The 21,418-nt window shown below is 73.2% G+C and carries 20 protein-coding genes; 11 read left to right on the forward strand and 9 right to left on the reverse strand.

Going from position 1 to position 21,418, the window contains the following annotated elements; translation table 11 throughout:
- The first annotated feature begins 311 nt into the window (after positions 1-311).
- The gene (locus QQZ14_RS18715; protein WP_284535914.1) at positions 312-1,685 is read left to right on the forward strand and encodes a serine/threonine-protein kinase; all 1,374 of its coding nucleotides are present in this window, start codon (positions 312-314) and stop codon (positions 1,683-1,685) included.
- Positions 1,686-1,767: 82 nt separating this feature from the next.
- Complete coding sequence (locus QQZ14_RS18720) at positions 1,768-3,186, forward strand: WS/DGAT/MGAT family O-acyltransferase (protein WP_284535915.1); 1,419 nt, start codon at positions 1,768-1,770, stop codon at positions 3,184-3,186.
- Here the strand turns inward: QQZ14_RS18720 and QQZ14_RS18725 are convergent.
- Complete coding sequence (locus QQZ14_RS18725; RefSeq protein WP_284535916.1) at positions 3,183-4,355, reverse strand: site-specific DNA-methyltransferase; 1,173 nt, start codon at positions 4,353-4,355, stop codon at positions 3,183-3,185. The two genes, QQZ14_RS18720 and QQZ14_RS18725, sit on opposite strands and share 4 nt — an antisense overlap.
- An 81-nt stretch (positions 4,356-4,436) precedes the next feature.
- On the opposite strand from QQZ14_RS18725, the gene QQZ14_RS18730 reads away from it, so the two are divergent.
- Complete coding sequence (locus QQZ14_RS18730; protein ID WP_284535917.1) at positions 4,437-5,336, forward strand: matrixin family metalloprotease; 900 nt, start codon at positions 4,437-4,439, stop codon at positions 5,334-5,336.
- A gap of 85 nt (positions 5,337-5,421) precedes the next feature.
- Positions 5,422-6,681, forward strand: a complete 1,260-nt coding sequence (locus QQZ14_RS18735) for a phosphodiester glycosidase family protein (protein ID WP_284535918.1) — start codon at positions 5,422-5,424, stop codon at positions 6,679-6,681.
- A gap of 8 nt (positions 6,682-6,689) precedes the next feature.
- On the opposite strand, the gene QQZ14_RS18740 is transcribed toward QQZ14_RS18735, so the two are convergent.
- On the reverse strand, positions 6,690-7,172 hold the full coding sequence (locus QQZ14_RS18740) for a hypothetical protein (protein WP_284535919.1): 483 nt from the start codon (positions 7,170-7,172) through the stop codon (positions 6,690-6,692).
- Between the two features lie 68 nt (positions 7,173-7,240).
- Here QQZ14_RS18740 and QQZ14_RS18745 point away from each other — a divergent pair, with 68 nt between their 5' ends.
- Together QQZ14_RS18745 and QQZ14_RS18750 are read left to right on the forward strand one after the other, a co-directional pair.
- The gene (locus tag QQZ14_RS18745; protein ID WP_284535920.1) at positions 7,241-7,807 is read left to right on the forward strand and encodes a mismatch-specific DNA-glycosylase; all 567 of its coding nucleotides are present in this window, start codon (positions 7,241-7,243) and stop codon (positions 7,805-7,807) included.
- A gap of 32 nt (positions 7,808-7,839) precedes the next feature.
- Positions 7,840-8,769, forward strand: coding sequence for an NAD-dependent epimerase/dehydratase family protein (locus QQZ14_RS18750; RefSeq protein ID WP_284535921.1), 930 nt, complete (start codon positions 7,840-7,842; stop codon positions 8,767-8,769).
- On the opposite strand, the gene QQZ14_RS18755 is transcribed toward QQZ14_RS18750, so the two are convergent.
- Positions 8,757-9,143, reverse strand: coding sequence for a hypothetical protein (locus QQZ14_RS18755; protein WP_284535922.1), 387 nt, complete (start codon positions 9,141-9,143; stop codon positions 8,757-8,759). The genes QQZ14_RS18750 and QQZ14_RS18755 overlap by 13 nt on opposite strands.
- A 232-nt stretch (positions 9,144-9,375) precedes the next feature.
- Between QQZ14_RS18755 and helR the strand changes: the two genes are divergently transcribed.
- Complete coding sequence (helR, locus tag QQZ14_RS18760; RefSeq protein ID WP_284535923.1) at positions 9,376-11,628, forward strand: RNA polymerase recycling motor ATPase HelR; 2,253 nt, start codon at positions 9,376-9,378, stop codon at positions 11,626-11,628.
- 92 nt (positions 11,629-11,720) lie between these two features.
- Here helR and QQZ14_RS18765 read toward each other — a convergent pair whose 3' ends face one another.
- Complete coding sequence (locus QQZ14_RS18765) at positions 11,721-13,010, reverse strand: HNH endonuclease signature motif containing protein (protein WP_284535924.1); 1,290 nt, start codon at positions 13,008-13,010, stop codon at positions 11,721-11,723.
- A 320-nt stretch (positions 13,011-13,330) separates the two neighbouring features.
- Positions 13,331-14,218 (reverse strand): helix-turn-helix domain-containing protein, encoded by an 888-nt coding sequence (locus tag QQZ14_RS18770; RefSeq protein ID WP_284535925.1) that lies wholly within the window; start codon positions 14,216-14,218, stop codon positions 13,331-13,333.
- 161 nt (positions 14,219-14,379) lie between these two features.
- On the opposite strand from QQZ14_RS18770, the gene QQZ14_RS18775 reads away from it, so the two are divergent.
- Positions 14,380-15,237: an SDR family oxidoreductase gene (locus QQZ14_RS18775; protein ID WP_284535926.1), complete on the forward strand. Its 858-nt coding sequence runs from the start codon at positions 14,380-14,382 to the stop codon at positions 15,235-15,237.
- Between the two features lie 3 nt (positions 15,238-15,240).
- On the opposite strand, the gene glgC is transcribed toward QQZ14_RS18775, so the two are convergent.
- Positions 15,241-16,488: a glucose-1-phosphate adenylyltransferase gene (glgC, locus tag QQZ14_RS18780; RefSeq protein ID WP_284535927.1), complete on the reverse strand. Its 1,248-nt coding sequence runs from the start codon at positions 16,486-16,488 to the stop codon at positions 15,241-15,243.
- Between the two features lie 53 nt (positions 16,489-16,541).
- Here glgC and glgA point away from each other — a divergent pair, with 53 nt between their 5' ends.
- From glgA to QQZ14_RS18795, 3 genes are all read left to right on the forward strand, one after another.
- Positions 16,542-17,741 carry a glycogen synthase gene (gene glgA, locus QQZ14_RS18785; protein WP_284535928.1) on the forward strand — a complete coding sequence of 400 codons (1,200 nt, stop codon included), beginning with the start codon at positions 16,542-16,544 and terminating at the stop codon, positions 17,739-17,741.
- A gap of 131 nt (positions 17,742-17,872) precedes the next feature.
- On the forward strand, positions 17,873-18,295 hold the full coding sequence (locus tag QQZ14_RS18790) for a hypothetical protein (protein ID WP_284535929.1): 423 nt from the start codon (positions 17,873-17,875) through the stop codon (positions 18,293-18,295).
- Between the two features lie 19 nt (positions 18,296-18,314).
- Positions 18,315-18,998 (forward strand): EthD domain-containing protein, encoded by a 684-nt coding sequence (locus QQZ14_RS18795; RefSeq protein ID WP_284535930.1) that lies wholly within the window; start codon positions 18,315-18,317, stop codon positions 18,996-18,998.
- On the opposite strand, the gene QQZ14_RS18800 is transcribed toward QQZ14_RS18795, so the two are convergent.
- From QQZ14_RS18800 to QQZ14_RS18810, 3 genes are all read right to left on the reverse strand, one after another.
- A complete protein-coding gene (locus tag QQZ14_RS18800; RefSeq protein WP_284535931.1) occupies positions 18,971-19,363 on the reverse strand; it encodes a DUF427 domain-containing protein in 393 nt (130 codons plus the stop codon). The genes QQZ14_RS18795 and QQZ14_RS18800 overlap by 28 nt on opposite strands.
- A gap of 69 nt (positions 19,364-19,432) precedes the next feature.
- Positions 19,433-20,824 (reverse strand): GntP family permease, encoded by a 1,392-nt coding sequence (locus tag QQZ14_RS18805; RefSeq protein WP_284535932.1) that lies wholly within the window; start codon positions 20,822-20,824, stop codon positions 19,433-19,435.
- Complete coding sequence (locus QQZ14_RS18810; RefSeq protein ID WP_284535933.1) at positions 20,824-21,357, reverse strand: gluconokinase; 534 nt, start codon at positions 21,355-21,357, stop codon at positions 20,824-20,826. The genes QQZ14_RS18805 and QQZ14_RS18810 overlap by 1 nt, the downstream gene beginning before the upstream one ends.
- Positions 21,358-21,418: the final 61 nt, after the last annotated feature.

A 21,418-nucleotide genomic window follows, 5' to 3' on the forward strand; every position in this document is an offset into this window, starting at 1 on the left:
GTACGTCGACCCTCGTGGAGACCGCCCCGGGTGGCAAGGAGACCGGGACGGAACTCTCCGGGACGGTCCCGGGTCCTGGAGGGATGGTGGCACGCCCCGGTCGGGCGCGTGGCACCGCGCAGGTGGTTCTGCCGACGGAACCCTCAGGTCCGCCCACCGGCTGCCGGCCGGTGTCGTCTGGTCACCAACCGCAGCCTCCGGGGCGGAATCTCTGTCGTTGGTGACCAAACCGCAACGGTTCCTCAGCGGGACCCGGTTGGGGACCCATAAGGGTGAGGTTCGGGCCACCGAGGCGTGGGTACGTCCCGGTCGTGGATGCAGGGGAGCTCCTCGGCGGCCGGTACCGGCTGGCCGAGCGGATCGGTGCGGGCGGCATGGGCGCCGTCTACCGGGCACACGACACCCGGCTGGACCGCCCGGTGGCGGTCAAGGTGCTGCACGAGGGGCGCGACGTGGACGACGTCACCCGGGCCCGGCTGCGCGTCGAGGCGAGGCTGGCCGGGACCGTCCGCCATCCCGGAGTCGTCCAGGTCTTCGACTACGGCGAGGATCCGCGCCCGGACGGGGTGGCGCCGTTCGTCGTCATGGAGTACGTCGCGGGCACGCCGCTCTCGCACGTGCTGCGCGAGGAGGGCCCGCTGTCGCCCGCCCGGACCGCCGAGCTCGTCGGCGACGTCGCCCAGGCACTGCAGGCCGCGCACGCGGCGGGCGTGGTGCACCGCGACCTGAAGCCGTCGAACATCCTGGTCACCCCCGAGGGCCGGGCCGTGCTCGTGGACTTCGGGGTGGCCCGCTCCGACACCATGGAGCCGCTGACCGAGACCGGCCTGATCATCGGCAGCGCCGACTACCTCAGCCCCGAGCAGGTGCAGGGGCAGCGGGCCACGGCCGCCTCCGACGTGTTCGGTCTCGGCGTGGTCGCCCACCAGTGCCTCAGTGCCACCTCGCCGTTCCACCGCGACACCCAGGCGGCGACCGTGCTCGCCCGCCTGCACGAGGACGCCCCCGAGCTGCCCGGCTCGGTGCCGGCGCCCCTGCGTCGCCTGATCGCCTCGATGCTCGCTCGCGACCCGGCCGACCGCCCGACGGCGGCCGAGGTCGCCGAGCGGTCCACGACGGCCGCCCGCCCGGGTCCGGTGCTGCCGCCGATGCCGCCGCCGGCGGCGGCGCCCGCGGTCGCGCCGCCGGTCCGGGCCGGGTGGAACCGGCAACGTCTGCTGGCGATCGCCGTCGCCGCCGTGCTGCTGGCCGGCACCGTCGGGCTGCTCGCCCTGCAGCGGCGCGACGTGCCGACAGCCGGCGCGTCCGAGCTCGCGGTCCCGTCCGTCGTCGGGCTGCCCGTCGACCGGGCCACCCGGCTGGTGCGCGCGGCCGGCTTCGAGGTCGTGGTCGAGGACGCGCAGGAGACCACCCGGACGACCGGCAGGCCCGGCGAGGTCGTCGACCAGTCACCCGACCCGGGACCGTACGCCGGCACCGCCGCCCAGGTGACCCTGTGGGTGGTGCCCGACGTACCGGAGCCCACCGCGACCGCGACCGCGCCTGCGCCCGCGCCCGCGCCCCAGCAGACCGACGCGGGCCCGCGTGGGAAGGCCCGCGGCCACGGGCCGACCGCGAGCCACGGCAAGGGTCACGCGAAGCCGAAGCATGCCAAGCCGCCCCAGCACGGCAAGAAGCGCCACTGAGCCGACCCGCTGAGACCGCCCTTGTGGCGCTCGTCACGACCGGTCATAGTCGGACGCCACGACAAGGAAGTGGGGGACGCGCGTGGTCTCACCGATCGATCCGACGGCTACGGGGTTCCTGCTCGCCGAGAACCGCAGCATGCCCATGCACGTCGGTGGGCTGCAGCTCTTCGAGAAGCCGGAGGGCGCCGGACGGGACTACGGGCGCCAGATGTTCGAGGCGATGCGCGACGTCTCCGAGGTCGCCCCGCTGTTCATCAAGCGGCCGCACCGGTCGATCGCGACCGCCGGGCAGCTCGTCTGGGTCGAGGACGAGCAGTTCGACATCGAGCACCACGTGCGGCACAGCGCCCTGCCCCGGCCGGGCCGGGTGCGCGAGCTGCTCGACCTGGCCGGCCGGCTGCACAGCACCCGCCTCGCCTGGGAGCGGCCGCTGTGGGAGGCGCACGTCATCGAAGGGCTGCGCGACGGCCGGGTGGCGCTGTACACCAAGACCCACCACGCGCTGGTCGACGGCATCTCCGCGATGCGGCTGCTGCAGGGCGTGCTCACCACCGACCCCACCCGGCGCGGGATGCCCGCTCCGTGGGACGCCCGCACCCGCGACCGCCGTACCGGCGCCACCGGCGGCGGCTCCGGCACCAGCCTCGCCGAGATGCCGGCCCAGGTGGTCCGTGAGGCGCTCCACCAGGGCCTGGGGATCGTCGCCGAGGCGGCCGGCATGCCCGGCGCACTCGTGCGGACGATCACCAAGGGCGTGCGCAACGAGACCTCCGCGATCTCGCTGCACGCTCCGCGCACGATCTTCAACCAGAAGATCACCGGGTCACGCCGGTTCGCGGCCCAGGACTGGCCGATCGAGCGGCTCCAGGCGATCGGCAAGGCGACCGGCACCACGATCAACGACGTGGTGCTGGCGATGAGCAGCGGCGCGGTGCGTGCCTACCTGCTCGAGCAGGAGGCGCTCCCCGACACTCCGCTGGTCGCGATGGTGCCGATCGGGCTCAAGGCCAAGGAGTCCCACGTCGCCTCGGTCGAGGGCGGCAACGCCATCGGCGCGGTCATGTGCCGGCTCGGCACGGACCTGGCCGACCCCGCTGACCGGCTGACCGCGATCCATCGGTCCATGCAGGAGGGCAAGGACGCCCTCGCGAGCATGACGCCCACCCAGATCCTGGTGATGAGCGCGCTGGGCCAGGCGCCCGCGATCGTCGCGCCGATGCTCCGCATGCAGGGCGTCGTGCGGCCGCCGTACAACCTGATCATCAGCAACGTCCCGGGGCCGCGGAGCACGCACTACTGGAACGGCGCCAAGCTGGTCGGCAACTACCCGCTCTCGATCCCGATCAACGGGATGGCGCTGAACATCACCTGCACGTCGTACGACGGCAACATGGGCTTCGGCCTGATCGGCTGCCGTCGGACCGTCCCGCACCTGCAGCGGCTGCTCGCCCACCTCGACGACGAGGTCCGGGCGATGGAGAAGGCGGCCGGGATCTAGGGCTCCCCGAACCCACCACCGACGGTTTCGGCGACCGCCCGCAGCCGGGTCCGGGTGATGTCGGCGACCGTGAGCAGCCCGGCGGCGCGGGCGTTGGAGCCCTCGCGGGTCGGCTCGGCGGAGTTGATGCTCAGGCAGCGGCGGGTGCCGCCGTCGGCGAGGTTCTGCAGCGCGACCGCGTGGCCGGTGGTGCCGCTGCCGGCGAAGAAGTCGAGCACGACCGCGTCGTCGGGCATGGTGCCGAGGATCCGCCGGACCAGGCCGGTCGGCTTCGGCGACTCGAAGACGTGGCCCACGACGTCCTTGAGCTCGGCGACCGCGGTGTCGGTCGACCCGATCTCCTCGGCCAGCCAGATCGTACGCAGCTTCTTGCGACGCACGCCCGGGGTCTCCCCGGCGGTGACCGGGTGCAGCCAGTCCCTCTGGAAGACGTCGACCCGCTCCCCCTCCCGGCCCTTGACCCTCCGGCACACCAGGTCGCCGGGCCGCTGGTCGATCAGCGGCCGGCTCCAGCGCCACACGGCGGGCCGCCCGTCGCCGAAGACCGGGCCGATCTCGACCGCGCCCTCGAACGGCGCGGTCGCGACGCGGCCGCTGTCCGGGTCGCCCCACACGGTGAAGTGCAGGGTCCGTGCGGTGACCGGGTTGAACTTCTTGTTGGTGTTGCGCAGCGGCAGGTGCCGGTACCGCCGGCCCTCCGGGCTCTCCAGCGGGAAGTCGGCGGGGTCCACGGTCTCCGTCGTGGACGCATCGAGCGCGGTGCGGGCGGCATCTCGTGCGTAGACCAGCAGGTACTCGTGACTGGTGGCGAAGCCCTTGCCGAGCTGCCGTCCCTTGGGGTTGAGGTTCACCACGACCTGGGCGAGGAAGTTGGGAGCGCCGTACACCTCGTCCATCAGCAGCCGCAGCTGCGCGACCTCGTGGTCGTCGATGCTCACGAAGATCGCCCCGGTCTCGGCCAGCACCTCGCGCGCCGCCGCCAGCCGGGGCCGCATCATCGCCACCCAGGCGTCGTGGCCCGCGAAGTCGTCGCGGTAGGCGAAGTCGTTGCCGGTGTTGTACGGCGGGTCGATGTAGACGAGGTCGACCGGGCCGCCGAGCAGTGCCGGCACGCGAGGCAGCACGTCGAGGTTGTCGCCCTCGACGAAGAGGTTCCACGGCCCGGCCACGGCCCGACCCTAACCGCGGGACGCCGCGCGAAGATCGCCGAAACGCCACGGACGCCGGCCCGGCCACCGGACAATCGCGGGGTGTTCCGCATCCTCTCGGCGCGCCTGGCCCAGCGACGGGCCCAGCGCCGGGCCCAGCGACGGGCCCAGCGCCGGCATGACCGCGAGATCCGCGGGCTGCTGCGGGACCTGGAGCGGCTCGAGCGGCGGCCGCAGCGTACGCCGCGCGCACGGGGCTGGCCGGGCAGCTCCGGGCACCGTGCCCGCACCCACACCTCGATGCTGCTCGCGCTGGTGCTCACCGTGCTGGTCGTCACCTTCAACCCGACCTCCACCGGCGAGCGGCTGCGCGGCATGCTCGGCCTCGGCCAGGACCTGACGTTCACGATCAGCGATCCCGGGGGCCTGGGCTACGCGTTCGCGATGATGCAGCCCGACGGCCGCAGCCCGGTCATGTGGGACGGCTGCCGCGAGATCTCCTACGTCGTCAACCCCGCAGGCGCGCCGGCCGGACACCTGGCCCAGGTCGCCGCCGCGGCCGCCGACCTCGAGCGGGCCAGCGGCCTGCGGCTCCGGTACGCCGGCCCCACCGACGACCGCGACTTCGGGCACCGGTCCGGACCCTTCGGGTCCGCGCCCCCGGTGCTCGTGGCCTGGGCGACACCCGACGAGGTCCCCGAGCTCGCGGGTGACGTCGCCGGGGTCGGCGGCGCGGAGGCCAGGTCGCTGACCCCCGATCGGCTCGTCTACGTGACGGGGATGGTCGCGCTCGACCGGGACGGGTTCGCCGAGATCGGCGCGCGGCCCGGCGGGCCCGAGCTCCAGCGCGCGGTGGTCGAGCACGAGCTGGCCCACGTCCTCGGCCTCGACCACGTCGACGACCCCGCCCAGCTCATGTACGCCCAGACGACCGGCCAGCGGCACCTCGGCGCCGGTGACCTGGCCGGACTGGCCGTGCTCGGCAGCGGGCCCTGCCGCTGAGCCACGCCTGGCCGACGGCTGGGCTCCGGGGACACGGCCACCCACCTCCCCATCGTCGGCAGGTGGGAGGCATAGCCTTGGAGAGGTGCGTACCCGCCTCTTCTCGGTCAGTCTCGCCGCATGCCTGCTCGCGGCCACGGGTCCCGCCCTCGCGGGCGACCCGGGCAGCGACGCGCCCGCTGCGCGAGAGCACGGCGGCGAGGGACACCGGCCGGACGTGCCGCGCACCCTCCACCCGCAGCACAGTTCCGGAGGGGAGGAGGGCGAGCTCGCGACGCCCCTGCCGCCGTACGCGCGGCGCACCACGACCCAGACCAGCCGGGTCAGCTGGCAGGTCGCCCCCGGGGTGTCGTTCACCCGCTGGAGCCAAACCGACGCCCGCGGTCCGATCACCGCCCACCTGCTTACGATCGACCCGAGCACGCCCGGGCTCAAGATCGACTACGCCAGCATGGGCTCCGTACGCCGGGTCGCGCCGGTGCGCCACATCCTGGCCGTCGACCACGCGATCGCCGGGGTCAACGGCGACTTCTACGACATCGGCCACACCGGCGCGCCGCTCGGTCTCGGCAAGGACCGCCAGCGCGGGCTGCTGCACGCCCGTGAAGACGGCTGGAACAACGCGTTCTTCATCAACCGCAACGGCCGGGCCGGCATCGGCGACCTGCCGATGACCGCGACCGTGCCCTACCACCCCCGGCTGAAGATCACGAACCTGAACTCGCCGTTCGTCACCCCTGGCGGCATCGGCATCTACACCCCCCGCTGGGGCCGGACCGCCGGGTACGGCGTCACCCAGGGCCAGACCAAGAACGTGCGGGCGGTGACGGTCGTCAACGGACGGGTGAGCACCAACCGCCCCAGGCTCAGCAATGACAAGCCGATCGAGGGTCTGCTGCTCGTCGGCCGTGGCGACGGCGCCTCGGTGCTGCGCCAGCTGCCGGTCGGCACCCGGCTCAAGGTCCGGTGGTCGCTCGCGGAGCGGCCGCAGATGGCGATCAGCGGCAACCGCTTCCTGGTCCACGAGGGGATCATCCGCGTCGTGGACGACCGCGAGATGCACCCGCGCACCGCGGTCGGCGTCGACGCGGACACCGGCGAGGTGCTGCTGCTGGTGGTCGACGGCCGGCAGGACGACAGCCGCGGCTACACGATGGTCGAGCTCGCCAACCTGATGATCGACCTGGGTGCCGACGAGGCGGTCAACCTCGACGGCGGCGGCTCCTCGACGATGATCGCCAAGAACCGCAACGGCAGGATGGCGGTGCTCAACGACCCATCCGACGGCTTCCAGCGCTGGGTCGCCAACGCGATCGAGGTGACCTACACCCCGCCGTCCTCCTAGGCCTCGCCCTACGACGTGGCAGGAACGGGCGCGAGCGCCACGGTCGTCACCGGGGCCAGGCACTCCTTCATCGGCGAGGGGACCTTCTGCGGGGTGATCTCGATGCCGCCCCCGGCGCGCGTGACGTCCGCGCCGGGCGGCACGTCACAGCCGATGGAGACGACGGCCGCGACGAGCGTGTTCCCCTCGGGGATCACCACCCGGCCCGCGGCTCGGGTGACCTTCGCGGCGAAGGAGTCGCTGAACTCCGCGACGTACGCCGCCACCGCGGCGGCGTCGTCGAGCTCGGTCGCTCGCCGGGACACCTCGCCCCCACCCGCCGTCCCGGACACCAGCGTCGGCGCGACGTAGCAGTCGCCGGCACCCTCGTCGCACGGATCCACCGCCGAGGGGGTGCGGTCGCCTCGGCCGGCGCCCGCGTCGTCCGACCCGCACCCGACCGGGAGCGCGAGGGCGGTGAGGAGGATCGTCGTCCCGAGAATCCGTCGCATGACCATGGGACGGTAGCCGCCCGGCCGGGGTTCCGGCTCGGGTCCCGGTGCGTGGCAGGCTTCGGGGCGTGCCCCGCTTCACCCGCGCCGAGCTCGAGTCCTACCGCGACGCCGAGGTCCCCGACCTGGTGGGCCCGGGGCTCAGGCTGCTGTTCGTCGGCATCAACCCGGGTCTGTGGACCGCGGCCACGCAGACGCACTTCGCACACCCGGTGAACCGCTTCTACCCCGCGCTGCTCGCCGCCGGGATCATCACCGAGCCGATCAGCCCCTCGGCGGGCATGACCGACGCGGACCGCGACCACCTGCGCAGCCGTGGCATCGGCATCACCAACATCGTGCGCCGGGCCACCGCCCGCGCCTCCGAGCTCACCGACGAGGAGCTGCGGGCCGGCGGGGTCGCGCTGGTGGAGACGGTCCGGCGTACGACGCCGCGCGTGGTCGCGATCGCCGGGATCACGGCCTACCGGGCCGCCTTCGGACAGCGGCGGGCGGTCCTCGGACGCCAGCCCGAGCCGCTCGCCGGCGCCGAGCTGTGGGTGGTGCCCAACCCGAGCGGCCTCAACGCCCACGAGACGGTCGCCTCCCTGGCTGCGGCGTACGCCGACGCGGCCCGGGCGGCGGGCGTCATCTGAGGCGCTTCGCCACGCGTGCCATCGTGGGGCCCATGAGCGACACCTCCGCTGCCACCGCACCGATCGTGGTCGTGACCGGGGCCAACGGCCTGGTCGGCTCGCGGGTCTGCGCGGCCCTGTCCGAGCGGGGCGCCACCGTGCGCGCCGTCGTACGCCGAGCCGGCTCCGCGCCGCGCCTGCCGGGCGTGGAGGAGCGGGTCGGTGCGTTCGGGGACCCGGCGTTCGCCGCCGCCGTGGCCGAGGGCGCCACCGCGGCGGTGACGACCGTGCACCCGATGGGCAGCGATCTCGAGACCCAGCGCCGGGTGGGCGTCGAGGCGACGGCGACGTTCGCCCGGGCCGCGGCGGCCTCCGGCGTCGAGCGGCTGGTGCACGTCTCGACCGCGGCGGTCTACGACCGGTCCCCGGGCGTCGGGGACGTCGACGAGTCGGCGGCGCTCGTCACGGACGACGCGAACGACTACGCCGTGACGAAGCGGGACACGGACGCCGAGCTCGCGGCGGTCGCGGGCCCCACCCGGGTGCTGGTCCGGCCGCCGGCGATCCTCGGGAGCGGCGACAGCTCGGTCTGGAACACGCTCCGCCCCGCCGCGATCCGCGACGACGAGAGCGCCCGGCGGGTGGCGCCCGACCAGACGTTCTCGTGGGTCCACGTCGACGACCTCGCCGCGTTCGTCGCCGACGTCGCCGCCGGTCGGGTCCCTGCGGGCACCGACCCGGAGGCCGGGCCCGTCACCGGCGGGTGCACGGCGGTGAACCTGGCGGCCGCCCCGGGCACGGCGCGTGACTACTACGGGACCGTCACCGGTGCTCTGGGGGTGACGCCGGTCTGGGACGACGGCCCGGCGTGGACCGGGCGGATCCGCGCCGACCGCGCACGCGGGTGGGGCTGGCAGCCCACCGTCGACCTGTCAACGGCCCTGGCCGAGATCGCCGACGGCCTGCGCGCTCACCACTCGTAGCGCAGCGACCACCAGTGCGGCCCCCGGTCGGGGCGCCGCCGCCAGCCGATGCGGACCAGCTCGGCGTCGAGCTCGGCGAGACGCTGGCGGGCGAGCTCGGTCCACTTGTCGTCCCCCTCGTCCTCGAGGTCCTGGAGGAACGGCAGCGGGAACCGCACGCTCGCGGCCGCGTGGTCGCTCTCCTGGTGCGCCGGGATGGGGGCGGCCGCGACGAACCGGTACACCGGGCCACCGCCGGCGCCCATGACCGCGCCGAACAACGCGCTCTTCCAGGAGTGCCGGCCCACCTCCTCGAGGTGGATCTGGATCGCGCCCTCGGGCGGCTCCGCGATCTCCACCAGCCCCTGGTCGTCCGACGAATGCCATGTCGTCATGGCGCTCACCCTCCCGTGGCGGCCACTCCCGCCCGCCACCATGCTGGCGGGCGGGCCCGGACCCGGGTAGAGGCCTATGTCCTGGGCCCCGGTCGATCCTCGGGAGACGACGAAGGAGAGGAGCACCCGCTCCTCTCCACTTCCAACGTATAGCGCAGGTGGGGGCTTGCGGCAAGGCCCCGGTGAGGCCGCAGAATCACCGGCCGACGCCGTCAACAGGGGGATCTCACGCATGACCAGAGGCACGACCAGCCCGACGACCAGCCCGACGACCAGCCCGACGACCAGCCCGACGACCAGCCCGACGACCAGCCCGACGACCAACACTGCGTTCGACCTGGCCGAGGGGCTCGAGGCCAAGGCCGACCCGGTCCTGATCGGCCGCGACCAGCGGCACTTCGCCGCGATCGGCCAGGCGATCGAGGAGGCCGTCGACGACCTCACCGAGCGGCTCGACGCCGCCCGCCGGCAGGCCGGCGGGACCGGTCAGGAGGCCATGGACCGCGACCTCGAGGTGCACCGGCTGACCGCACGCCTGCGCACGCTCCGGCGCTACGGCCTCGACCTGTGCCTCGGACACGTGGTCGGCGCCGACGACCCGGAGCCGACGTACGTCGGACGTCTCGGGCTCACCGACCGCTCGGGCCGGCGACTGCTGATCGACTGGCGCTCCCCGGCGGCCGAGCCGTTCTTCGCCGCCACCCACGCGCACCCGATGGGCCTGGTCAGCCGCCGCCGGTACCGCTGGACCCGGGGCCGGGTCACCGACTACTGGGACGAGGTCTTCACCGCGGACGGCCTGGAGGGGCACCACGCTGCCCTCGACGACCAGTCCGCGTTCGTCGCGAGCCTCGGCGCAAGCCGGTCGCCGCGGATGCGGGACGTGCTGGGCACCATCCAGGCCGACCAGGACGCGATCATCCGCGCGGGCTCGCGCGGCGCGCTGGTCGTCGACGGCGGCCCGGGCACCGGCAAGACCGTCGTGGCGCTCCACCGCACGGCGTACCTCCTCTATGCCGACCCCAGGCTCGGCCACCGCCGCGGCGGCGTGCTGTTCGTCGGCCCGCACGAGCCCTACCTGGCCTACGTCGCGGACGTGCTGCCGAGCCTCGGCGAGGAGGGCGTGCAGACCTGCACGCTGCGCGACCTGCTGCCGGAGGGCGCGACCGCCGCACCCGAGACCGACCCCGCGGTCGCCGCACTCAAGGCGTCCGCGGACCTGGTGCGCGCGATCGAGCCGGCGGTGCGGATCTGGGAGGAGCCGCCCACCGAGCCGATGCTCGTCGAGACCCCGTGGGCCGACGTCCCGCTGAGTGCCGAGGACTGGGCCGAGGCGTTCGAGTCGCCCGCGCCCGGCACCCCGCACAACGAGGCGCGCGACGAGGTCTGGGAGGCGCTGCTCGCGATCCTGGCCGACAAGCACGCCGACGAGGCCGGTGAGGAGGTCCCCGGCGACGGCCTGCGCCGCGCGCTGGTGCGCAACGCCGACCTCGTGGACGCCTTCACCCGGGCCTGGCCGCTGGTCGAGGCCACCGAGCTGGTGGGCGACCTGTGGTCGGTGCCGGCGTACCTCCGCCGCTGCGCTCCCTGGCTCGCGCCCGAGGACGTACGCCGCCTCCAGCGCGCGGACCCGCACGCGTGGACGCTGTCCGACCTGCCGCTCCTCGACGCGGCGCGCCAGCGGCTCGGCGACCCGGACGTCTCCCGGCAGCGGCGCCGCCGCGAGGCGGCGCTGGCCGCTGCGCGGGAGGAGATGGACCGGGTCGTGGACCACCTGGTCGCCACCGACGACTCCGAGATGATGGTGATGTCGATGCTGCGCGTGGAGGACCTGCAGGGCGCACTGGTCGACGAGGACGCCGCGCCCCGGCCCGACCCGGACCGGCTGGCCGGGCCGTTCGCCCACGTCGTGGTCGACGAGGCGCAGGAGCTGACCGACGCCGAGTGGCAGATGCTGCTCGCCCGCTGCCCCTCCCGCAGCCTGACGATCGTCGGTGACCGCGCCCAGGCGGGCCACGGCTTCGCCGAGTCCTGGGCGGACCGGCTGGCGCGGGTCGGGCTCCACCACGTCGAGGTGGCGTCGCTGAGCATCAACTACCGGACGCCGGCCGAGGTGATGGCCGCGGCCGAGCCGGTGATCCGGGCCGCGCTGCCCGACGCCAACGTGCCGACGTCGGTGCGCAGCACCGGCGTGCCGGTGCGCCACGGGTCCGTGGCGGACCTGCCGTCGATCGTGACGTCCTGGCTGGCCGAGCACGCCGAGGGCATCGCGTGTGTGATCAGCACCGGGCCGCTCGACGTCGCACTGCCGGCGTCGTCCCGCGTCCGAGTGCTGACGCCCGAGCTCGCCAAGGGACTGGAGTTCGACCTCGTGGTGCTCGTCGATCCTGACGCCTTCGGCGAGGGCATCGAGGGTGCCGTGGACCGCTACGTCGCCATGACCCGCGCCACGCAGCAGCTGGTCGTGCTGACGCACGACGGTTGAGGCACCACCACGGCTCGAGCTGATCGCCGCGGGCGCGTGGGGCTGCGGGGATCTCGACGGGCTCTCGGGCCGGGGGGCCCGCGCTGCTCGATCTATGACTCCCGGTCATGGGTGTGGCCCCGTCGGCCGCGGCCGGCGGGGTCGTGCCAGTCGATATGTCGGGTGTAGGTCCGACCCATCGGGCTGGTCCACACCATCAACCGATGCCCGACCCTCTGTAGGGTCCAGCCGCCGTGGGTCTTCAAGCGGTGGTGGAATCGGCACTCGGGGACGAGGTTGCACGAGCAGGTGGGTCCGCCGTCGGCCCAGGCGACGACATGGTCGAGATCACAGCCGCGCGAGGGTCTGGAACATCCCGGAAAGACACAGGTCGGGTGCGTGAGAAGCACCTGCTCCCGCAGGCGCGGTGAGGGGGTGTAGCCGGGGACCTCGATGTGCTCGCCCAGGTCGACCACGGGCCGGATGACCACCTGGCCGGTGGCGGTCGAGCACCAATCCTCGACTTGTCCCACCAGGACGTTGCTCCCGGTGTTCTCCACTCCGGCCAGCGCACTCTCGGAGAGGTGCGTATAGATCACGAGCTGACGCTGCGACCGTCGCGGCAGCTCTGACTCGGTGTCGGGGGCGAGCATCAGGTCTCCGCGGGCCAGGGCGCCGGCGGCCATCGCGCGCCGGACGTCGAGGGACTCCTCGCAGCCGAGGTCGGCCAGCTGCTGAGCGCCTGCCCTGAGGGCGTGGTCGAGGTCGAGGGCGTCGGCGAGGTCGAGCTCCCCGCGCACCGTCGCGGTGCCGTCGAGTGAGGGGTGGTGGGTGTCGACGTCGAGGAACCGGCCCTCGGCGGCCAGGAGGCGGCGGTGCTCGGCCTCGACCGGGTCGAACAACGCGCGGGCTGCTTCGACGGTGCGGTCCAGCTGGGCCCAGGTGAGCCGGTGCGCGACCGGGGCGACGTGCCGGTCCACGTGGTCAGCCCCGTCGGCCGGCAGCGACATGGTCCGGTCGGCGATCTTGCGGGCCCGCCACACCGCGACCTGCCCGGCCATCACGCGTGCCCACAGCCGCGGGAGCCGGTACCTGACCTCGACCGCGTCACCCAAGTACGAGCGGCCGGCGTCGGTGGTCATCGCGACCGCGAGGGCGAAGTCGGCGACGCAGAACTCCGCGACCAACGGTGCGCCGGGTCCGGCGATCGCGAGCTCACCCTCCGTGCCTTCGACGGTGGCGGCGTCGTCCAGTGCGTCGACCGGGTGGGCGGCGGCCCACTCGGCGGCGAGTCGGAACTGGCCGACCTCGGCGTCGGTGAGCACCGAGTGGGTCGACTCCAGGGCAGCCAGGACCTCGGCCGGGGTGTCCGGTCCGAGGTGCTCGAGCGGGGTGGCTGCCATGTACCCATCCCAGCAGAGCCCACCGACATCCGAAGGGCCCAGAACGCTGTATCCACAGGGCCCTGGGCAATCCGAATTAGAATCGCGCGCCGGTCCAGGTGGGCTGATCGGCAGGAGGAATCCCGGGTCAACGACGACGACCACAGCACGGCGACCACAAGCCGACCTCGTGCCAACAGACCACGAAGACCACCCTCGGGTGACCACAGCGAACGGCGACCACGCTCCCTCGTTCTTCGACCACAACGACCCGAGCAGACCCGCAGGCCGACGCGCGCCGACCTGCGGGGTGGTTTCGAGACGGTTGCTGCGCAACCCCCTCAACCACCGTGCTGCGCTCGCCCCTCAGGGGTCTCGAGCTGCCGGCTGGTGGCGGTCCAGCTGGCCAGGAGACGCAGGGCGTCACGCGACGGGCTGGCGGGCTCGGTCGTGAAGATGAAAAGGGTCTGGTCCGGGTCGCCGGGGAGCAGCAGGGTCTCGTAGTCGACGACGACCTCGCCGGCGACGGGGTGCCGCAGGTGCTTGCGGCCGTGCGTGCGTTGGTAGACGCCGTGCTCGGCCCACCACGTGCGGAACTCCGCGCTCTCCTCGAGCAGCAGGGCGATGAGCTCCTGCAGACCGCGGTCGTCGGGGTGGGAGCCGTGGGCGAGGCGCAGCGACTCGACCACGGTCCGCGCCTGGTCGGGCCAGTCGAGGAACAACGCCCGGGCGTCGGGAGCGAGCAGGATCCAGCGGGCGTAGTTGCGCTCGGCGGCGGGCATCCGCTCGAAGTCGGTGAACAGCGCACGAGCCAGGGCGTTGCTCGCGAGCACCTCCGAACGCCGGCCGAGGATCAGGGCGGGCTGGCCGTCGAGGTCGTCGAGGAACTGGTGGAGCCCGGGGCGCACCCGCTGCACCGACGGCGCTGCGGGTCGGCCGCGCTGCCGCGTCCCACCGAGCAGGTGGTCGAGGTGCTCGCGGCCGGCGGCGTCGAGGGCGAGGGCGCGCGCGACGGCGTCGACCACCGCCGGCGACGGCGCGATCGGACGGCCCTGCTCGAGCCGGGCGTAGTAGTCGGTCGACACCCCCGCGAGCAGCGCGACCTCTTCGCGCCGCAGCCCGGGCACCCGGCGGATCCGGCCGTCGGCGGGCAGGCCGGCACGCAACGGGTCGACGCGGGCCCGGGCACGCCGCAGGAAGTCCGCGAGCTCGGTGTTGCGTTCGGCCATGCCCCCATCGTCGCAGTCGCGAGCACGGCTCGGGTGGGCCTGCCTAGGACGCCGAGTCCTCGGCATCGGAGGGCTCACGGACCGCCCCTGCAGCGGCGTACGGCGGCCAAGACTCGAGAGGTCGGCGCCACCAGGGCGCCACCCGACCACAGGAGAGTCCCATGACCTACCCCACCGACCGTCCCGCCACCTGGTTCGTCACCGGCACCTCGCGCGGCCTCGGCCTCGAGCTGGTCCGCCGGCTCCTCGTGCGCGGCGACCGCGTCGCTGCCACGACGCGCTCGATCCAGCGTCTGTGCGAGGCGCTCGGCACCACCGACACCTCGCAACTGCTGCCCCTCGAGGTCGACCTCACCGACGAGCAGTCCGTGGCCCACGCCGTCCGCGCGACCGCCGAGCGCTTCGGGAGCATCGACGTCGTCGTCAACAACGCGGGCTACGGCTACCTCGCCGCCGTCGAGGAGGTCAGCGACCGGGACGCGCGGCAGATGTTCGACGTGCAGGTGTTCGGCTCGTGGAACGTGCTGCGTGCCGTCCTCCCGATGCTGCGTCGCCAGCACGCCGGGCACATCATCAACATCTCGAGCATCGTCGCCCTGACGCCTTTCCCCGGCTGGGGCCTGTACGGCGCCGCCAAGTCCGCCCTCGGCGCGCTGACCGAGTCGCTGGCGGCCGAGGTCGCCGAGCACGGCATCGCGGTGAACCTCGTCGAGCCGGGCTACATGCGCACCGACTTCCTGCGCCCGGTCTCCCTCGGCCTGCCGACCACGACGGCGGACGGCTACGACGCGATCCGGTCGATGACCGAGACCCACCTGGCGATGCCGGGCACCCAGCTCGGCGACCCGACCCGTGCTGCGGCGGCCATCATCGAGGTGGCCGTCACCCGAGACGCTCCGATGCACCAGCTGCTGGGCTCGGACTCCTACCAGCTCGCGGGCGCGCGGCTCGAGGCGCTGGCCGACGACCTCGAGGCCGGACGCGCGCTCGCGGTCACGACCGACATCCCGCAGGACTGAGCGTCACTCCGGGAAGGGCTGGTCCTTGCCGAGCACGGTCAGGCCGTCCTCGACGACGAACCCGCGCGCCAGGTCGGCCTCGGCGTCGACGCCGATCTGAGCGCCGGCCGGGACGACCACGTTCTTGTCGAGGATCGCGTTGCGGACGACGGCGCCGGGCCCGACGTACACGCCGTTCATCAGCACCGACCCGGTCACCTCGGCGCCGGTCTCGACGCGCACGGACGGGGACAGCACCGACCGCCGCACCTTGCCGCCGGTGATCACGACACCGGGCGAGAGCACGGCCTCGTCCGCCTCGGGCCGGTCCCCGGTCGCCCCCTGGACGAGCTTGGCGGGCGGCTGGGGGCCGTAGGAGGTGTAGATCGGCCAGTCGAAGTTGTAGAGGTTGAAGACCGGCAGCGGCGAGACGACGTCCATCTGCGCGGCGTAGAAGGAGCCGATCGTCCCGACGTCGCGCCAGTAGCCGCGGTCGCGGTCGGTCGACCCGGGCACGTCGTTGTCCTTGTAGTCGTAGACCGCGGCCTGCTGGCGGCGCACGAACGCCGGGACGATGTCGCCGCCCATGTCGTGCTTGGAGCCGATCTCGGTGGCGTCGCGAGTCACCGCCTCGACCAGCGCGTCGGCGTCGAAGACGTAGTTGCCCATCGAGGCCAGCACCTCGCCGGGGCTGTCGGGCAGGCCGATCGGGTCGGTGGGCTTCTCGAGGAACTCGCGGATCTTCGAGGGGTCGTCAGGGTGCACGTCGATCACGCCGAACTGGTCGGCCAGCTCGATCGGCTGCCGGATCGCCGCCACCGTGCAGGCCGCGCCGCTGGCCACGTGCGCCTTCACCATCTGGTGGAAGTCCATCCTGTAGACGTGGTCGGCGCCCACCACCACGACGTAGTCGGGCCGCTCGTCGCGCATCAGGTTCAAGGACTGGTAGATCGCGTCCGCCGAGCCGAGGTACCAGTGCTTGCCGACCCGCTGCTGTGCCGGCACCGGGGTGACGTAGTTGCCGAGCATCGTCGACATCCGCCAGGTCTGGGTGACGTGCCGGTCCAGGCTGTGCGACTTGTACTGGGTGAGCACCACGATCTTGAGATAGCCCGAGTTGACGACATTGGACAGCGCGAAGTCGATCAGGCGGTAGATGCCCGCGAACGGCACCGCGGGCTTGGCCCGGTCGGCGGTCAGCGGCATCAGCCGCTTGCCCTCCCCTCCGGCAAGACAGATGACGAGCACGTTCTTGCGGGAGATCGAGACCATGGGGTCACGCTAGCGCCAGGGACCTCGGGACGGGGGCGAGTAGGTTCGCACCTGTGCGAGTCGATGTGCTGAGCAAGGAGTACCCGCCCGAGGTCTACGGCGGTGCCGGCGTCCACGTGGCCGAGCTGGTCCGGGCACTGCGGGCCCGCGACGACCTCACCACCCACGTGCACGCGTTCGGTGCGCTGCGGTCCGAGGACCGGACCTCGTCGTACGCCGACCTCGCGGAGCTGTCCCGCGCGAACGCCGCGCTGCGCACCCTCGGCGTCGACCTCGCGATCGCCGACGGCTGCGCCGGCACCGACCTCGTGCACTCGCACACCTGGTACGCCAACCTCGCCGGCCACCTCTCCGCCCTGCTGTACGACGTGCCGCACGTCGTGACCGCGCACTCGCTCGAGCCGCTGCGGCCGTGGAAGGCCGAGCAGCTCGGCGGCGGCTACGCGATCTCGTCGTGGGCGGAGCGGACCTCCTACGAGGCCGCGGCCGCGGTGATCGCGGTGTCGGCCGCCATGCGGGACGACGTGCTTGCGTCGTACCCCCGCATCGACCCGGCCCGGGTCCACGTGGTGCACAACGGCATCGACACCGGGGACTGGCAGCCGGCGCGCGACCCCGACCGGGTGCGCGAGCTCGGCGTCGACCCGGACCGGCCGTCGGTGGTGTTCGTCGGCCGGATCACCCGCCAGAAGGGGCTGCCGCTGTTCCTGCGCGCCTGCGCGGCGCTGCCACCGGACGTGCAGATCGTGCTGTGCGCGGGCGCCCCGGACACGCCCGAGATCCTCGCCGAGGTCGAGAGCCTGGTCGACGGGCTGCGCGCCACCCGCGCCGGCGTGGTGTGGATCCCGGAGATGCTGCCCCGGCGCGACGTCGTGGCGCTGCTGACCGCCGCGACGGCGTTCGCGTGCCCCTCGATCTACGAGCCGCTCGGCATCGTCAACCTCGAGGCGATGGCCTGCGAGACCGCGGTGGTCGCGACCGCGACCGGCGGCATCCCCGAGGTCGTCGTACCGGGCGAGACCGGCCTGCTCGTTCCGATCGACCAGGCAGGAGACGGCACCGGCACGCCGCTCGACCCGGATCGGTACGTCGCGGACTTCGCCGCCGCGCTCACCGAGGTCGTCTCCGACCCGGCGCGTGCCGACGAGATGGGCCGCGCGGGCCGGGCCCGCGCGATCGCGGACTTCAGCTGGCCGTCGATCGCCGAGCGCACCGTGGAGGTCTACCGGTCGGCTCTGGGAGGTACTCCCTGACGATCGGGCCCATGGAATCGCTCCCACGGGGCCCCATCGTCAGGGACTACCCCCGAACGCGGTGCGGCGACTCGTCCGGGGGCTGTGGAGAACGGATCGGGGCCGAGGACGAACGGGGAACGCTGCCGAGCATGACTGATCACCCCTACCGTCCCACCGTCCGCACCCAGGCCGACCTCGAGCTGGTCTGGCGCACGCTGATGCAACCGCTGGGCTTCGCCGGCGCCAGCATCTGGATGCTCCGCCTGGACTCCGACCGGCAGGCCGTCCCGAGCCTGCTCGAGATCGCCGAGGCCGAGCTCGCCCCCGAGGAGCCGGAGCCGTTCGGCGACCTCCTGCGCCACCTCGACGCCGACGACCCCGGCGGCAGCTTCGCGTTCCTGCGCTCGCGCCCCGGCGCCGGCGGCGTCGTCCCGGACGACCGGGCCTGGGCGGCGTTCCTGTACGCCGCCGGCCGGGCCGCCGGCGTGCGCGTCGAGGTCGTGCACCTGGCCACCGACACCGACGTGGTGCCGCTCCCCCTCGACGAGGTCGGGCTGCCACGTTCGGCCTGATGCCCTACGGTGTGCGCTCATGGGCGTGCCGGGCGACAAGCTGGTCTTCGCGCTGTGGGGTGTGGGGCGCAGCCTCCACGACCCGGCGCTGCACGAGGCGCTCGCCGCGGCCGGCGTGCGGCGGCTGCAGGTCAACGTCGACGACGATCACGTCGCGGCCGCCATGCGGATCCCGACCGGGGAGCCGGTGGCCGCCGTCGTGAGCGTGTGGGACGTCGAGCCCGGTCCGGTCGCCCGGATCCTCGCGACGGCGGCGACCGCCGTGCACGGCTGGCGGGTCGACGAGCGCCGGCGGCTGGATCCGCCCGAGGCGTGGGACGGCAGCCGCGCCGACGCGCTGAGCAACGTCGCGATCCTGCGCCGCCCGGCCGAGCTGACCCACGAGGAGTGGCTGCGCCGCTGGATGGTCGACCACACCCCGGTCGCGATCCGCACGCAGGCGACGTTCGGCTACGTGCAGAACGTCGTGCGCGGGCCGGTCACGGACGGCGCCCCGCGGGTGGATGCGTTCGTCGAGGAGCTGTTCCCCAGTGCCGGCATCACCGACATGCACGCGTTCTACGGCAGCGGCGGGGACGACGCCGAGCTGCAGCGGCGGCTCACCGAGCTGATGGCCAGCGTCGCGCGGATCGGGGCCGACCGCGACCTCGACCTGGTGCCGACCAGCCGCTACCTCTACACGCTCGGTGAGGCGCTCGGGTAGGTCCGCACGTCCGCCGCGTCCGGGTAGAACGCCACGTGGCCGGCGATCTCGGCGACCGCGTCGTACGGCGCCTCGTAGGTCCACACGGCGTTCGCCCGGGTGTCCCCGTCGACGACGAGGCTGTAGTAGGACGCGTCACCCTTGTAGGGGCAGTACGTCGCGTGGTCGGTGCGTTCGAGCACCTGCGGGTCGACGTCGGCCAGCGGCACGTACTGCACCGCCGGATAGCTCGCCTCCTGCAGGGTCAGCGCGGCCGTCGTGTCGGCCACCGTGCGCTCACCGACCGTGACGACGACCCGCCCGTCGGTGGGGGTGACCGTGATCGGGTGCCGCTCGTCGGGCACCAGCACCTGCTTCTCGCTCATGTGGGTGTCAACGCAGCACGCGGCGCCCCGATTCCGGTCGGGGCGCCGCACGGCTTCTCGATGCCGTCCCTAGATGAAGATGCCGAGGAACAGCACGACCACGAGTCCGGTCACCGACAGCACGGTCTCCATCAGCGACCAGGTCTTGATGGTCTGGCCGACGCTCATGCCGAAGTACTCCTTGACCAGCCAGAACCCGGCGTCGTTGACGTGGGAGAAGAACAGCGAGCCGGCGCCGACGGCGAGCACCACGAGCGAGGTCTCGCCGGTCGACATGCCCTCCACGAGCGCGATCATCAGCGAGCTGGCGGTGATCGTGGCCACGGTGGCGGAGCCGGTGGCCAGGCGGATCAGCACCGCGACGACCCAGGCGAGCAGCAGCACCGAGACGTTCGCGTCGGTGGCCCAGTCGGCGAGCAGCGTCCCGATGCCGGTGTCGACCAGCACCTGCTTGAAGCCCCCGCCCGCGGACACGATCAGCAGGATGCCCGCGATCGGCGGCAGGGCCCGCCCGATGGTCTCGGACACTCGGTCCTTGTCCATCCCGGCGCGGAAGCCGAAGGTGTACATCGCGACGAGGACCGCGATCAGCAGCGCGATGAACGGGTTGCCGATCACGTCCCCGACCTGCTGGACGGTGTCCTCGGAGTCGTTGATCACGATGTCGAGGACGGCCTTGCCGAGCATCAGCACGATCGGCAGCAGCACGGTGGCGATGGTGACGCCGAACGAGGGGCGCTGGGTGGTGTCACGCTCCTCGGCCTCCCAGGTGTGCGGCGGCTCGACGACCACCCAGCGACCCGCGATCGTGCCGAACAGCGGGCCGGCGACGATGATCGTCGGCACCGCGACCAGGATGCCCAGCCCGAGGGTGACGCCGAGGTCGGCGCCCAGGTAGTCGATCGCGGTGACCGGGCCGGGGTGCGGCGGCACGAAGCCGTGCATCGCCGACAGGCCGGCGAGCGCCGGGATGCCGACGGTGATCAGCGAGACCTGCGCCCGCCGGGCCACCAGGTAGATCACCGGCATCAGCAGCACGAGGCCGATCTCGAAGAACATCGGCAGCCCGATGATCGCGCCGACCGCGGCCATCGCCCACGGCAGCGCGCGCCCCGACGCACGACCGACGATCGTGTCGACGATCTGGTCGGCGCCCCCGGAGTCGGCGAGCAGGATCGCGAACATCGCGCCCAGCGCGATCAGGGCCCCCACCCCGGCCGCGGTGGACCCGAAGCCGGTCGTGAGCGAGGTGATGACGCCGTTGACGTTCTGCCCGGCGATGATGCCGACGGTCAGGCCGCCCAGGATCAGCGCGACGAACGGGTGCACCTTGAGCACGGTGATCAGCACGACCAGCAGCGCGATCGCGACCAGGGCCGCGGTGATCAGCTGCCAGCCGGCCGCGACCGGCTCGACGAGGTCGGTGCCGGCCAGGGGCAGCACGGCGGACAGTGCGGACATCAGTTCTCCTCCTGGGGGGTGGTGCCGGCTCCGTCGGGGAGCTGGTCGACGTAGGCCTGGACGATCTGGTCGACGCTCTGGTCGACGTCGATCACGACTCCGTCCTCGTCGGGGGCGAGCGGCTCGAGCGTCGCGAACTGCGACGAGAGCAGCGAGGCGGGCATGAAGTGCCCGGGCCGGCTGGCCTGGCGGCGCTCGATGACCTCACGGCCGCCGTGCAGGTGCAGGAACCTCAGCCCGGCCGCGTGCCCGCGCAGCTGGTCGCGGTACTTCCGCTTCAGCGCCGAGCAGCTCACGACCCCGCCGTCAGGATGGTCGGCCAGCCAGCGGCCGATGGCCTCCAGCCAGGGCCACCGGTCGTCGTCGTCCAGCGGCTCCCCGCGCGACATCTTGGCGATGTTGCTCTCGGGGTGGAGGTCGTCGGCGTCCACGAACGGGACGCCGAGCCGCTGGGCGAGCGCGGCGCCGATCGTGGACTTGCCCGAACCGGACACGCCCATCACGACGAGGGGACCGGATGGGTGGTGGGACATGGGGTACTCCCTGAGGACGGGGGCCAGCGTGTGGCTGCCCTCACATGGTGCACTCATTCGT

Source organism: Nocardioides sp. T2.26MG-1, assembly GCF_950101795.1.
Lineage (GTDB): Bacteria > Actinomycetota > Actinomycetes > Propionibacteriales > Nocardioidaceae > Nocardioides.

What these genes read in the sequence shown, in the direction of transcription:
- glgC (WP_284535927.1), bottom strand. Translation starts at nt 16,488, where the DNA reads ATGGTCTCGATCTCCCGCAAGAACGTGCTCGTCATCTGTCTTGCCGGA.
- QQZ14_RS18770 (WP_284535925.1), bottom strand. Translation starts at nt 14,218, where the DNA reads ATGGCCGAACGCAACACCGAGCTCGCGGACTTCCTGCGGCGTGCCCGG.
- QQZ14_RS18750 (WP_284535921.1), top strand. Translation starts at nt 7,840, where the DNA reads ATGAGCGACACCTCCGCTGCCACCGCACCGATCGTGGTCGTGACCGGG.
- QQZ14_RS18810 (WP_284535933.1), bottom strand. Translation starts at nt 21,357, where the DNA reads ATGTCCCACCACCCATCCGGTCCCCTCGTCGTGATGGGCGTGTCCGGT.
- QQZ14_RS18795 (WP_284535930.1), top strand. Translation starts at nt 18,315, where the DNA reads ATGGGCGTGCCGGGCGACAAGCTGGTCTTCGCGCTGTGGGGTGTGGGG.
- QQZ14_RS18765 (WP_284535924.1), bottom strand. Translation starts at nt 13,010, where the DNA reads ATGGCAGCCACCCCGCTCGAGCACCTCGGACCGGACACCCCGGCCGAG.
- QQZ14_RS18775 (WP_284535926.1), top strand. Translation starts at nt 14,380, where the DNA reads ATGACCTACCCCACCGACCGTCCCGCCACCTGGTTCGTCACCGGCACC.
- QQZ14_RS18740 (WP_284535919.1), bottom strand. Translation starts at nt 7,172, where the DNA reads ATGCGACGGATTCTCGGGACGACGATCCTCCTCACCGCCCTCGCGCTC.
- helR (WP_284535923.1), top strand. Translation starts at nt 9,376, where the DNA reads ATGACCAGAGGCACGACCAGCCCGACGACCAGCCCGACGACCAGCCCG.
- QQZ14_RS18800 (WP_284535931.1), bottom strand. Translation starts at nt 19,363, where the DNA reads ATGAGCGAGAAGCAGGTGCTGGTGCCCGACGAGCGGCACCCGATCACG.
- QQZ14_RS18755 (WP_284535922.1), bottom strand. Translation starts at nt 9,143, where the DNA reads ATGACGACATGGCATTCGTCGGACGACCAGGGGCTGGTGGAGATCGCG.
- QQZ14_RS18805 (WP_284535932.1), bottom strand. Translation starts at nt 20,824, where the DNA reads ATGTCCGCACTGTCCGCCGTGCTGCCCCTGGCCGGCACCGACCTCGTC.
- QQZ14_RS18790 (WP_284535929.1), top strand. Translation starts at nt 17,873, where the DNA reads ATGACTGATCACCCCTACCGTCCCACCGTCCGCACCCAGGCCGACCTC.